This is a genomic window from Niastella yeongjuensis (genome assembly GCF_900110245.1).
GTDB classification, from domain to species: domain Bacteria; phylum Bacteroidota; class Bacteroidia; order Chitinophagales; family Chitinophagaceae; genus Niastella; species Niastella yeongjuensis.
In genome coordinates this window covers 1-14,327 of the sequence record NZ_FOCZ01000027.1, presented here as the reverse complement: position 1 = coordinate 14,327, position 14,327 = coordinate 1, and the positions used below count along the sequence as shown (strand labels likewise).

The following is a 14,327-nucleotide window of genomic DNA, read 5'->3' as shown; positions in this document are numbered from 1 at the left end:
CGATGTGAGGGGTGTTTGGATGGGTTTATGGTTTCAACAGCGGACGCACTAAAGATAGAATTTTAACCCGAATTAAAATCTAATTAATTTATATCTTATACGTTTTCTCCTATGCGTTAGGAATACTAAAGCGATTTAACAACAGGATCACTTACAACTTCAGCAATGGTGAAATAAAATGTGCTTCCCACACCAGGTTCTGACTGAACCCAGATCTTACCACCATGCAATTCTGCAATTTTTTTACAATGCGCCAGCCCTATCCCCGACCCTTCGTACTTCGACCGGGTATGTAACCGTTGAAAGATGATAAAGATCTTATCCTGGTATTGTTCTTCGATACCAATGCCGTTATCATGTACGGAGAACTGCCAGTAACCGTTGGTTTGAAACGCTTCAATGTGTAAGACCGGTCTTATGCCCGGCTTTCTGAATTTGATGGAATTGATCACCAGGTTTTGAAAAAGCGACTTTAGCTCGGTAGGATATGCGCTGCTTAACACCGGTAATTGTCCGGCATTGATCAACACATCGTTATCGGCAATCATGGTATGCAGATCGGCCAGCACCTCTTTAATGATTGCGTTGCAATCAACCTGGTGGCTTTGGTTGCCGCGGCCAATGCGGCTGTAGTCGAGCAGGTCTTTGATGAGGGTTTTCATTCTGCCCGAAGCCTGCACTACGTAATCAATATATTGATCGGCCCGCTCGTCGAGCTGGCCCTGGTATTGTTTGCGTAATAACTGAACAAAACCCGAGGTTGTTTGCAGCGGCTCCTGCAGATCGTGCGAGGCTACATACGCAAACTGTTCCAGCTCTTTGTTTTTACGTTCCAGTTCAGCGGTACGTTGCTGCACTTTCTTCTCCAGGGTAATATTGGCCTCGCGGATGGCTTTTTCCATCAGCTTTTTTTCAGAAATATCCCGGATAACCGCTGCCATCAACAGGCCTTCTTCCGTTACAAGGGGTGCCAGGCTTATCTCAACCGGAAACTGCGTTCCGTCTTTACGGGTACCCATCAGTTCTTCCCTTACGGTAATCCGGTTGCCGGGCGTTTGCAATAGTTTAACATCCACAAAATCGAGGGGCATCAGCATACGGACCCTTTTGCCAATCATTTCTGAGCGGGTATAACCGAACAGGCTCACCGCCTGCGCGTTTACCAGCTGAATACCCCATTCCTCATTCATTATCACAATGGAATCTGGTGCCAATTCCAACAGGTTACGGAATTTTTCCTCTGCCTTCTTACGTTGTTCCACCTCCGCTTCCAGGTCGGCCGAGGTACGTAAATTATTGGCCAGCGGTAATACCCTGATAATGCAGATAACGGTTGTCCAGCTTAAAATACCGGTAATGGCCCGTACCAGGGCATTCAAGCGGTATACCGGATACCAGAAAGTAACCGCATCAAAAAAATGGGTTGCGCCACAGGCAAGAATAAAACCCGCAAATAAAAAGTACAGCCTGATAAAACGGGCATCGTGTTTTTTGGAAATATACCGGATAATTATAAATGGAATAGCAAAGTAGGCGCTCCACACCATCAGATCACTGACGATGTACAACCACCCGTGAAACTCACTCCATTTACCACAATGCCAGCGCGGCGGCCAGTCGGAATAATCAAATAATTTTCTAAAGAATTCGGCAACCTGTTTCATGAATAAAGATTTAGTTTTTGGTTGCTACTGATGGGATCTAAGGGAAGCCTAATCCTGGCTGTAAGTAATTCGCATCGTAAGATAGGGATAATAGTTGATATGTTGATAGGGTTGACAGGTTGATGCGGTTAACAGGTTTATATGGTGAATAATAAAAAAGGCGGCCTTCCCATCTATCGGAAGCCCGCCTTTTAAACTTGTCAACTTGTTAACTTTATCAACGCTTTCAGCCCTACTCTACTTTCTTACTGGCCGAAACCTCCGCCACCGTACCAAACCAACCGTAGATCTTTGTTTTGCTGGTTGATTGCTGGTTCACCACGTTTGCGGGCACATTAGTTAATACTTTACCGAATAACCCATCGTTGGTTAACTGTGCCTGTACCTGTTGCATGAAATCATACGAAGGTTTTGACATGGAGCGGAACAATACTTCAACTACATCTCCTTTTTCGTAAGGCTTTTCACCAGAGGTAACGCCATCGCGGAAAGGCGGTATAAATGCAAAGCCGTCGGACAGGTTATCATCGCCATTGCCAAAGGCGCCATCAGCACTGAGCATTTCGCCTACATGGTAGTTCAATTCGCCATTGCGATAAGTACGGATCCAGGTAAAATCAATTCCACCAGTTGGGTCATGCGCATACAGTTTTACATAATAACCTTCTTTATCTTCTCCGTCTGCTTTTTTGAATTCAGAAGTAAGCGAATCGATGATGGAAGAGCGCTTTAGTTCGTCGGTTGCTTCAAACTGCTCGCCGTTCCAGTTAATATTTAATTTATAAGTATGGCCTACCACACCAATGGGGGTTGAAGTAGCATCATAATTGTAAGCCCCATTTTGAAAGGTGAATGGGTACGACTTACCGGCCGTAACATCCGTTACCGTGATCTGCGCGTCACCGATGGCTTCAGGCGCAGTCTGGCTCATATATTCGGTAGCTTTTAAAAGCTTGATGGTTTGCACGCGGGGTTGATCGGTGATCCAGGCATCGACATACGGGAAGCCGCTTCCATCCGGCAGATCGAGATCGATCACCCGTTCACAGGCAGTTAAAGAAGCACCTAAAAGAACAACAGAAATATATTTGATTGCTTTGTTTCGCATCTTATTATTTTTTAAGAATGAACGCATTAGAATTTGAAATTCCAGGTTACAGATGGTATCAGTGAGCCGATGATCGACAGGCGGATCGCTTCTTTCTTTTCTGGTTCATCCTGGTTTTGCTGGAAATAGATGCTATAGGCATTCTTATGCGCGTATACGTTATAAATACCAAATACCCACTCCTGCTTCATTTTTTTACCCTGGTGCCCCTGCATGATAGCCGATACATCCAGGCGGTGATAAGCTGGCAATCTGAAATCGTTGCGTTTATTGGTACTGTTGTAAGGAATAGGCAGACCCTGAATATCTAACTTCGAATCGGGGAAGGTAGAAGGTGTACCGGAACCGAAGGTAAAGTTGGCCGAGAATTGCCATTTTTCACTTCTGTTATACATTACGCAGCTGTTGACCACGTGTGTACGGTCGAAGCGGCTCAGGTACCAGTCATTATTGCTGATGCCCGGCGTTTGACGCAATGATCTTGACAAGGTATAATTCACCCAACCCTGCCATTTGCCGGTTTCCTTTTTCACTTCCACTTCTACCCCATAAGATTTTCCCTTACCGGTAAGCAGGTCGGCTTCTACCACCTGGTTCAGGTTGAGGTTGGCATTGTCGATATAATCCAGCAGGTCATCCATCTTTTTGTAGAAAGTTTCCACAGAGATCTCTACCGGCAAACCAGTGGGCAGCGTAACAAAACCAACAGAGTACTGATCGGTCAATGATGGTTTTATGTTGTTGGTGCTGGGGAAGTATAAGTCAACCGGAGTTGGTGAAGCCGTGTTGCTCAACAGGTGTAAGTACTGGGTAGTGCGGCTATAACCAACCTTGAAGAAAGTATTTTTCTTTAACTCATAGCGCAATGATAAACGGGGCTCAAAGAATACCCAGTCGTTAACCGCTTTTTTGCTGGTTACTTTTTCAGCATAGTCGAGCGGCTTGCGCACGTTGGGCGTGGTATCCCTGAAATGATATACGGTGGTGTTGCCCAGGTAAGCATAGCGGTTCAGTCGCACCCCGGCCTGTATTTGCCATTGAGGATTCAACTTCCAGGTATCTTCCAGGAAAGCGGCGGTTTCTGCACCATAGCGGCGATCGAGAATGATCTGGCTTTTGGCACCTTCACTGCTGGCCTCGCCTTTACCAGGGTAGAAATTATAATAGATGGCGTTCACCCCTGTTTTGATCGTATGCTTATTGCTGGCAAACCAGGTAAGCGAAGGTTTTACGCCATAGGTTTGAATGTCTGAGGTCCAGTCGTACCCCTGTTGCACATCATCATCAGATTTAAACGCCAGGCTGTAATTGTATTTAGAATAATAGATACTTGTATTCAGGAATAATTTGCGGTTAAACAGGTGGTTCCAGCGGAATGTACCGGTGGTATTGCCCCATTTGAATTTTACCTGGTCGCCAAAACCAAATACATCCTGACCAAAATAACCACTGAGATAAATGGTATTCTTTTCGTTCAGCTCATAATTCAATTTGGCAGTTATGTCATAAAAATACATGGTGCTGTTGCGGTCTTCTGCTTTCAGGAAAGGTTTAGCCAGCACATCGATGTACGAACGACGGGCAGCCACCACAAAAGAAGACTTGTCTTTTTGAATAGGACCTTCCACAGCCAGCCGGCTGAACACGTTACCGATACCACCATTTACATGATATTTCTGGTTATTACCTTCTTTCATGCGAATATCGAGTACAGAGGAGGTACGGCCGCCATATTCAGCAGGAAAAGCGCTTTTATACATGGTCACGTTCTTCACCGCATCAGGATTAAATACAGAGAAGAAACCCAACAGGTGCGAAGAGTTGTATACCGGCGCTTCGTCCATGATGATGAGGTTTTCATCGACATTACCACCGCGCACGTTGAACCCCGAAGAACCTTCACCTACGGTAGTAACACCGGGCAGGGTAAGCAGGGCTTTTACTACATCAGGTTCGCCCATAAAGGCGGGGATCTTTTTTATCTGGGCGGCACTCAGCTGTTGAATACCCATACCTACGGTGTTGGTACGGCGTAATTTCCTTTCCCCGGTGATCACCACTTCCTGCATATCCTTGCCACCGGCAGCCAGGGTAATATCCGTGGTTGTATTGCCTTTCAGCTCAATTTCTTTTTGAATCGTTTTATAGCCCGAATACGTAATGAGCATGGTATATTTACCTCCTGGCAGGGTTACGGAGTAATAACCGTAGGAATTGGTTATTACAGCCACTCCGCCGGGTTGCATGGTAACGGTTGCATTGATCAGTACTTCACCACTGCCTTCGTCTTTAACATACCCGCTAATGGTGTATTTACCAGTTTGAGCCTGTAACGGGCCCATAGCAAACAACAATACCATACAGGTTACACAAAAGCGCAGGGCTTTATTTGATGGTGCAACAATCCATTTCAGTAATCCATGGCTTTGATTACTTTTAAAAACCGGAACAAAAGAAAAACACATCAACTGTCGAATCATAAAAATTGAGGTTTGAGCATATTTGACAACGGGGATGATGGACACCCCTATTTCTATACAATATTTTTTAAAAAATAGCTGAAATCAGGCAATGGCGCACATATGAGGCAAGAATCGCATACATCGTTGCAAAGAAAAAACAGTTTGTAGCAAAGTCCCCGGAAATGTTACATGATAAATTCCATACTACCCAATCGCCTGCCTATAAACGGGGAGACGAATCATTTCTTATCAGATTGTAAAATTCAAACAAAAAGGTTGTATAACCGACCATTTGGCCGATAACTCACCGATAATTTACCGGGACGTTGAGGTTGCTCAGCACTAACGACTGTAAGCTATTTACGAAACAGCTTCCTTTGAAGTTTTTTAAGTTTTGCGGTAAGAATATTAATGAAATTTATCCGGGAGAATTGGTAATACTTGGCGTCTATCACAGTAAGGGCGTCACTAACTGAGATATTATGCAGCCCCCTGACATGATTAAATTGTTCAGGAGTTATTTCCGAAATTTCTTTTTCTGCATAATCTGTGGTACTAAGCTGAGTTACTTCCATGAACTTCAGTTTCCACCCATAGGTTTTTGAACAATCCTGGGCCGGCCGGATCAGTTTGCCGTTCCTGACAAGTACCCCCCCGCCGGGCCTGGCGCAATGAATATCGGAAACAATAGGATTTTTAGGATGGCTCCGGAAAGGACCATCTAACGTATCGGCATGAAAAAGGTATAAATGGGTATTAAAACATTCTTCATCACGGGTGCAAAACAGCCAGTATGTATTATTAAAGTAAAACAACGTGGGGTCTATTGCGGGAAAGTTTTGTAAGAGCTGTCTTTTAAACAGGAAGGTATTGGCCGTTGGATCTAAAAGGTATAAACGTACACTGTTGTCACTCGCAGTTTCAGGCAGGCAGTAGATAGCCCCATCGATATTTTCAAAGATGTAAGGGTACGACAAGTGAAAAGGCTCTTCAATGCATATTTCCTGTTTTTCAGGTGCATCAACGGCGAAACGTGTTATATGTGCCTGTTGTTTCTTGTAACTATATTCCTCGGCCAGCACATACTCTTTTCCCTGCAAACTGTAAACAAATGGATCTGCCAGGTATGACAGCCGGTCTTTGGCGGTTACCCAGGTAATATTACTTTCATTGATCTGCCCAGTTGAAATGGGATCGACATTTTTTTTCAACAACCCTGTTTTCCAGAATTCCGTTTTAAATAATTGCTCATAATGAAAAGCAAATTTTCGCTTTAATTGTTTCAGGCCAAAAAGGAGAAATGTAATATTGGTTGGAAATTTATATATAGGTGCTGTAGTTGTAATATCAGGCAGGTTGTCAAATGAAGAAGGGTTTGTTTTTAGATCTATAAAAGCCTTTTTAAGTAAAAAGGAACTTTCATTCATTATAAGATTTAGGTGATAATTATAGGAATGAGAAAAAACCGGGAAAAGGGCTTTCTTTATCAATTTTCCTGCATCCAGCTTAGAAGCTATTCGTTGAAGTATAACTCCCTGGTGAAGATGGTTATGGTATATTTCCCAAAAGCCCGGCGGTCCGCCCCGGATTACCTGTTCATCATCGTGGTGGTACGACCAGATGCCATACCGGGCGCAATTCAGTATTTCGCCCCTGATTATACCGAACCCCATTTTCACCACAAAATCAAGTTCTAACGACTTTATAGTAGTTATATCCTCGTCCGAAAAGTATTCTGAATATTTCTTTTGGGTAGTAACGCATTCAATTACCGGATATCTTGAGGGATCAAGCAATGCTGTCAAGGGCTTTTTTACATAGGCATCATTGTAGAGGAAGAATCTTTTATGGAAGCGGAACAATAAATGTTTATAAGGATACTGGCTGAGTTTTTTTACAAATGAGGTCGTGGGCGCCTGAACGTCCTTTGGAACAATAAAAGCTACAAACTCTTGTTGAGATTCCTGCAATAGTTGTTGTATAGCGTTATAAGCCCAGGTTTCTAATTCGAAGTCATTACACATAATGGCCCAGCGATATGTTCTTTCCTTGTGCATTGGCCGAAAATAATTTATTTTTTGGTGTAATTAAACCCTTTTAAACCGGTTTTTGTAGGCCAGTATTTTCCTTTCATACAGATAATACGACATCCAGGCTATTATTCCCAGGGCTATGAGATTTGCTGTAATGAGTAATAGATCGGTTCCGGCCTCGTGCCAGGGTTGTTTATAAGTGAAAATTTGCTGCCAGATGTACAGGCTATAAGATAAGATACCAATCGTTTTTAAAGGTTTATTTTCCAGCAGCCGGCCCATAAGAGACCGTTCTTTCAGGTTAAGGATGATGACGAATGCCATCATTATTCCGAAGACCGTTGAAGAAATCAGTGGAGCATGCCAGGGGAATACCGGGGTTAAGATAATAACGCCCAATAGGAATAATAGCAGGGAAAGGAAATCAGGGGCTTTATTATAGACAAGCCTTATAAATTTGTTTTGGGTTACCAATAAAATTGAAAAAAGCGAACCAATCAGGATCAATACGGTCCCTTTTCCAAAAAGGTTAAACAGCCAGCTTATTAATAAATGAACTGACACGGGCACGTGAAAGAAATCGGTATCCAGCTTTTTTACACATACATAAGACAGCAGCAAGATCATCAAAATTGAATATTGCACTAATCTTTTATAGTTACGTAAACTAAGCCAGACAATAAAAAAGGGGAAAATCAAATAGAATTGTTCTTCTATTGCCAGGCTCCAGAAATGCCCGGTAAAGATCTCACCGTGTTGTTGGAGTGGTAAATTTCTTACAAAGAGGAAGCTCGATAAAAAGAAGGATCTCTCAATATTCAGTTTATAAATCGTATTTAAAAAAGCCATTACTATCAGGTAAAGAAAAGCTACTGGTAGAATACGGAAACATCTTCGCAAATAAAATCCTTTCAAATTGATGTTGCCATATTTCAATCGTTCTTTAAGCAGCAGGGTGGTAATTAAGAAGCCGCTGATCACGAAAAAAATATATACGCCGATTAAACCGATATCATTACTACCGGGAGGAAAAGCCCTTAGTACGTGCGAATAAATAACTATTAAAATAGCTACACCTCTAAGGCCGTCCAGGGCCCGGAAATTTGGTTTTTGGATCTCAGGGGGCAGGTTGATTGGTAAGTCTTCCATTGAACTGCGATGTTGGCTCTTTTGCCTCGCAAATGTATAGTATTGGGATTGACAATACGAATTGATTAACAATTGGTTATAAGACATGCGCCGGTTTAAAAGGGCCATATTCAATTGAGACACAGCTATTTAAAGTGCCTCGAATTCAAATTTGTTCGGGATTTGTTCGGGTTTCTCTTAGGAGATTACCCTGTTTTCTTTGGGAAAAGCAAAAGAAATTCCGGACAAGACCCTATGCAGATCAAGTGCAGACCCGAAGAAAGAGTCGGTCTAACAACCTTGTCCCGAACAAAACTTAATATTTGCTTATGCCCACCCAGGTGCTGCCTGTGTATTTAACGGTGATGGCGCCATGGGCAGCGATGTTATTTGACTCACTGGTATCAAGGCCCCCCAGCGGGGTTCCCCGATGCTCCCACCGACTGCCCTAACTGAACAGTTTTGGCGGCCATGCTTACCCCATTGTTTGCAGTGGTACTGCCACGAAGCACCAAGGTGTCACCTTCCAATAACAGCGAAGAATCACTAAGGCTTAGTGCCCGTCTGAACTCCGTTCTTCCCCGGCCCTTATTGAATAAAAAACCAGGTACGGTTTGGGTATGGTTCTCGATGATCAACTCCGCTGTATCGCAGGTGTTGGTGATCTTTACACTATCGGCTTTGATGGTGTAGACATATTGGGCATTGAGGGCCTTTTCGAGGCATAGGAGTGCCAAGAGGAACAAAATTCTTTTCATATATGGTTTATGCTGTTACTAGTTCAACTATTTGGGTTGGCCATTTATAGTTCCGTCTATTAAAGTTTCCATGTACTGTGAGGCGTCTGACAATATTATCTGTCATACGAGCCAGGACGAATAAGAGTATATTTATGAACAAAAGTTATAACACCTGGATTTAATACATCCTGCTAAGTGGCTGGCATATGATCAACTCCATTGATAATCCAATATTTTTCATTGGCCGGAATTAAACCATAGAAATTTCCATATTCATCCTCTACCGGCATTAATTCACCCACACCTGATTGCAAATGTGTTTTACCTGTGCCACTGCTTCCCAAACTGATTACATGTAGTGGTTCTTCCCTTTTCCTACTGGTAAAGACCAGGTACATCAGTAACCGGTTATTCTCCTCACCAATTACCCCACTTTGCCCGATCAGTTCATTGGTACGTCTCAATAGATCGGGCTGCTTCAGGAATGCCTCAACCTCTTTTATTTCTGCTTCAGTAAGTTGCCGTGCCGGTTCTTTTTCTTTGGCAGTAATTTCAGTTGTTCCAGCCGGTACGCTTCTAACAGGTTTATCAGGGTGGCAAAGGCCCCTGAAATATATGCTGTACCCAGTGTAAACCTTTCAGCGCACCGGCGTACCAATTTGTCCAGGCTTTCATTGTTGTACAAATCCAGGTTATGGCGTACTGCCTGTTGTTTATATTCCACTTTCAGGGTTACCCGCATCCTTTCCAATCCTTCGATTTTAAGGCCACCCAGAAAACCAAAGTTGATTTGTTCGTATTGCCAAATAATATGTTCCCGGTTTTCCGTATTGAGTTCTATTGCCATATAAAAGCGTTTTAATGGGGTGACATGAAAAAAAGGAGGCCGTATTGACCTCCTTCAATTATATGATTTATTATTATCTCTATTATCAACAAGAAATTGCCACATATTAACCTAATACAAACGGACGCTTGTGCCTGGTTACTGAAAAATGGCAGCCTTACGCCAGTTCGGGGGATATTGCGCCATTATAGCCCCAATTGTCACTTAAGTTGTACAGCTTTTATTAATTTATGTCTTAGCTTTTGGTCCACCTTACTATCCTGTGATATTTTTCTTATAAGCTCAATAAAATTCTCATCCATTTTAACACACTTAATCCACGGTATTGACAAATCTAACCAATAAAGCAACCTATTAGTAATGCAAAAAACAATCAAATCTTTAAGGGGGAAATGATTTATTGCGCTAACCGGTAAATCATTACTTGAAACGGCCTCCTGGATTAGACTTTCCAGCCTGCGCGTTGGTCATTCCAGATTTGCCAATCCTTGCTGGCAAGTTTACTTCTTTTGTTACAGATCAACCCGATACTAACGGACACTTGCGATTGATTACTGAACATTGGCATCCTTGCGCAATTAAAGGGGCACTATCTGCATTCAAAAAACACCTTAGGTCTTTTGTCTACCCGTACAAGTTCTACAGAATTATTCACTATTTTAACAAAACCTTTATTTGGCGAAAACACCACGTATTCATTAGGATTTCGGTCATTATAATCGTTTTTAATCGACATATAATACTTGTATAGCTTCTTACCATTCTCATAAAAAAATTCCCATGGAACAAGCATGAAATTGTAATTCTCAAAATAAAGAACACGCTTTTTAAATTCTTTTTCCAAAAAAAATAATTTCCATTTGCCTTCCTTTTTTACATACCATATCTTTTTTTTTTAAGAAAAACGTTATTACCAAATAAGTTCTTTTCCAAAAATGAATTTGCATCAAAGTACTCTCTATATACACAAAACGACCTTAAATACCCTATACTTTTCGGAGATTCAGCCTCTACAAGAGTATCAGAACCAACCACAAAGTAGCTTGTATCAGTTTTGTTTTGCCCATTCAAATGTTAGCTTATTAAAAATTGAATATTTAATAGACAAATAAAACTCATTAGCTTATTCATTACTTATAGTTTAAGTATTGGTTAATTACCTCCCGTGGTAGTATCTTTCTCTGAACCCTCTTGGGATTCTTGCCTTGTAGTTTTACCTACGTTAAGTGACAAATTGGGTAGCCGTGCTTTATACTTATCAATTTCTTCTTGTTTTGTCGTATCATTTTTATTGGCTAACTCTTCAAATTGTTTATTAAATTGTTCTGAAGCTTCTGTACTTCCCAAACCATATCCTCTATATCTTGTTTTGAATAACCTAACTTCATTTTAACAACGTATTCAGTTAATGCTTTTACAAATAGATCTCTATGATTATTAAGCAGGGTATGATTTGGATCCCTAATACCCACCTCCTTCATATATTTCTCCACATCAGCAGCAACCAAGGCATGAATTGATTCATGAATAATTGTAGCAGCTATAAAAAAATTGTTATAGTCAAGAGTTCTTTGATATGTGTTTCCGTGAGACTCCCAAACATCAATCCTGCTCAACAGTTCGTTTGAATAGTTTTCAGAAGCGGATGTTACCCACTTAAAGTCATGCGGCGCTTTAACCTTCCATGTGCCTCTAGCACCATAGGTTCTTGCAAAATCCCCTTTTTTCAGCATCGATGGGTTTATATCCAAAACAAGGTTAAGTTTACTACCTTGATATGGTTTTAGTATTTCAATAAACGAAGGTAATGTTTTAAGGTCCTCATAACTAGTATTATACTTTGAAGCCAGGAACGCAGGAGTTGGTTTTACTTCTCTCCCATCTATATCCATATAATAAATTGGATTATCTAAACTATAATTATAAGGCGAATACGAAGGGTATTTATTTTGTAACGGGTCCACACTAAACCACTTTGCCAACCTCCATAACAAATACAATAAGATTGGTTTTAGGTTAAATAATAAAAAATAAGCCCGCCGAGTAGAAACCCAGCGGGGTGTGCACATTACTCTATAACATAATGAGTGAAAACTCACTCATCATCTACACAACATTTTAAATATAGGTTTTGTATAGTAGGTTAATTGAAAGGTAAAGAGTGCTGTCATGTAATAGGTTTTAATGGGGTGAAATAAAAAAAGGAAGCCCGTTAAGACTTCCTTCAATTGTTATGATTTAATATCCTTCTGTTATCAACTAGATTGCCACATACCTACCTGGTACAAGCGGACGCTTGCGCCATTATGGGGTAAAGTTTATGGAGATTGCACTGGGTCGCCAATATCTGCTTTTAAAGAACTCAGAATTGTAATTATGAAAAGTGTCAATCAGAACACCTTCCTTAAATAACCCAATCGGCATTCGCATATTCTCAAACATAACTAGACATTCAACCTTCAAAGTCGCTGAAATCATTTGAGCTAAGCTAAAGACATAAGATTCTAGTACTAATAAATACTTATAACTTGGTACAACGGTAAAGTCAACTTGCAGGCTGTATGGCATCATATCAAACTCATTAAAAAAAGGATCATCATCTTTTAAATCATTTTCTATGAGGAATTTTTTGACCATTAAGAGATCGTCCCGTACATCTTCGATTGTAACATCTACATTTGAAAGCTCAAATACTTTCCCCTCTTCATTCAAAAAAGTTTCCAATTTTTGAATATTAGTATCTCGCACTCCTATTATTAAATATTTCAAATTCATATCCTAATCATTTAATTTGGGCAAATCTGCTTCGTTTACAACCCTAATAGAAACGGGTTTATCTGGCTTAAAAATATTAATAAAATCTATATATTGCGCATATGTACCTTGTGCATCTGCAGGTCTAACAACTATAACTTCTCCGCCAGCTCCCACCTGATTCACTCCCTTCTTAAGCATTTTAGCCATTTCTTTAAATGCTGAAATTCTTTTAACATCTACATTTCTGGGAGCAATCTCCCAAGAATAAACTTCAAAATCAAAAGTTCCGGTTCCGTTTTTCATGCCTGCCATATCATCCTTAATATAAACAATTTTGCCTTCTCCTTTAAGCATTTTCGATACTCTTAATTCTGCTGCAGTCGACAAATCACCATCTAATGCAGCCTTATATTTTTTGGCTACAACTCCAGCATCTCCATAAACAAGTCCCCTAATATTTTTTGCCGCTGCTGCATTCCCACCAGCAGTTGTTTGTTCGTATTCGCTAGCAGTTTCATGAACCCTTGTGGTAGCCTTATTCATTTTAGCAGCTGCATTCTCAGCCATTTGCTTCTCTAGGGTAGCAGCAGAATTAACAGGAGGGGTACTTGCGTGAACTGCAGATATATGAAATATGCTCCCAATAACAGCTTGTCCCAGCCCGTCCATTCTTGAGGCACTTTGTTGCAAATTACTTGGATTTCTGCCTGTTGCCGCCTGAATTGTTCCATTAATGATAGATGTTGCTGGTACTTGATTATTTATGTCTCCTGCCGCAGCGTTTAGGTCATCCCAGGTTGTACCAGTCATTAGCGTATTTGCAGGATCTGTAAGAAACCTATACCACCAACTTGTTCCTTCTAGACCATCAAGATCAATATTGAAAATCGGGCTATTACTTCCAAACTGATAAGGCGTCAACTCAGGATACTGCTTTGTAATCGGATCCACACTCAAAAACCTCCCTAACCTCGTATCATATACCCGCATCCCATAATCCTGTTGATTCCCCTCTCCCTTCACCTCATTATCATTCTCTTTACCATTAAACCCATACCTATACCCACCTACATTTACACTCCTACCCCGCTGCAACATTCCAAACGGATAATAATCCTGCGCACTTACGACCTGCGGATTAAAATAATCAACGGTATTATTATTAGATGAAACACCCAACTTTTTATCATTCAGCGTCACCAGTACGTTCCCCAAGTGATTACTCAATTCAAAGAGCTTGTCACCACGAACAAAAGTAATACTATCGGCTGACCCCAGCAATGGCATGGTGATTTTCGTCGGATAAGGATTATTCTCCAACTGATAAGCCACATCCAGGCTCCGTCTTAGCAACCCAAGCCTGCTGCTGCCGTACAAATGCAGCTCCGACTGGGTCAGATGGCCGACGTTTACTGTAGGTTTACCGGATTCGTACACACTCATCACATTGCCAGTGGCATCACGTACATACCAGGTTGTTGTTGCTTCGGTTTCCCCTCCTTTTACAACAGATTTACTGATGCGGTTTCCATCTGTACCGTAGGTATAGGTGATAACCGTATTGTCATCCTTTTTGATCCGGCTGATC

The 14,327-nt window shown here is 41.3% G+C and carries 11 protein-coding genes; all 11 read right to left on the bottom strand.

The annotated features are described in order from the left end of the window. Positions 1-125 precede the first annotated feature (125 nt). Positions 126-1,664 (bottom strand): sensor histidine kinase, encoded by a 1,539-nt coding sequence (locus BMX95_RS33920; RefSeq protein ID WP_081202460.1) that lies wholly within the window; start codon positions 1,662-1,664, stop codon positions 126-128. A gap of 232 nt (positions 1,665-1,896) precedes the next feature. Continuing rightward, complete coding sequence (locus BMX95_RS33915) at positions 1,897-2,772, bottom strand: DUF4249 family protein (RefSeq protein ID WP_165759010.1); 876 nt, start codon at positions 2,770-2,772, stop codon at positions 1,897-1,899. Positions 2,773-2,798: 26 nt separating this feature from the next. After that, a complete protein-coding gene (locus tag BMX95_RS33910; RefSeq protein WP_242673189.1) occupies positions 2,799-5,252 on the bottom strand; it encodes a TonB-dependent receptor in 2,454 nt (817 codons plus the stop codon). 338 nt (positions 5,253-5,590) lie between these two features. Then, positions 5,591-7,291: a glucosamine inositolphosphorylceramide transferase family protein gene (locus BMX95_RS33905; protein WP_081202462.1), complete on the bottom strand. Its 1,701-nt coding sequence runs from the start codon at positions 7,289-7,291 to the stop codon at positions 5,591-5,593. A 30-nt stretch (positions 7,292-7,321) separates the two neighbouring features. Continuing rightward, complete coding sequence (locus tag BMX95_RS33900) at positions 7,322-8,416, bottom strand: acyltransferase family protein (protein ID WP_165759011.1); 1,095 nt, start codon at positions 8,414-8,416, stop codon at positions 7,322-7,324. Positions 8,417-8,799: 383 nt separating this feature from the next. Further along, positions 8,800-9,153 carry a hypothetical protein gene (locus tag BMX95_RS33895; RefSeq protein ID WP_242673190.1) on the bottom strand — a complete coding sequence of 118 codons (354 nt, stop codon included), beginning with the start codon at positions 9,151-9,153 and terminating at the stop codon, positions 8,800-8,802. A gap of 173 nt (positions 9,154-9,326) precedes the next feature. Continuing rightward, the gene (locus tag BMX95_RS33890; protein WP_081202464.1) at positions 9,327-9,599 is read right to left on the bottom strand and encodes a hypothetical protein; all 273 of its coding nucleotides are present in this window, start codon (positions 9,597-9,599) and stop codon (positions 9,327-9,329) included. A 35-nt stretch (positions 9,600-9,634) separates the two neighbouring features. Next, entirely contained in the window at positions 9,635-9,982 is a 348-nt protein-coding gene (locus tag BMX95_RS33885) for a hypothetical protein (RefSeq protein WP_081202465.1), read from the bottom strand. 1,295 nt (positions 9,983-11,277) lie between these two features. After that, a complete protein-coding gene (locus BMX95_RS33875; RefSeq protein ID WP_133053980.1) occupies positions 11,278-11,874 on the bottom strand; it encodes a hypothetical protein in 597 nt (198 codons plus the stop codon). 412 nt (positions 11,875-12,286) lie between these two features. Then, positions 12,287-12,757 (bottom strand): hypothetical protein, encoded by a 471-nt coding sequence (locus BMX95_RS33870; RefSeq protein WP_081202468.1) that lies wholly within the window; start codon positions 12,755-12,757, stop codon positions 12,287-12,289. 3 nt (positions 12,758-12,760) lie between these two features. Beyond that, on the bottom strand, positions 12,761-14,327 hold a 1,567-nt coding region (locus BMX95_RS33865; RefSeq protein WP_143067630.1), incomplete at its 5' end, for an RHS repeat domain-containing protein.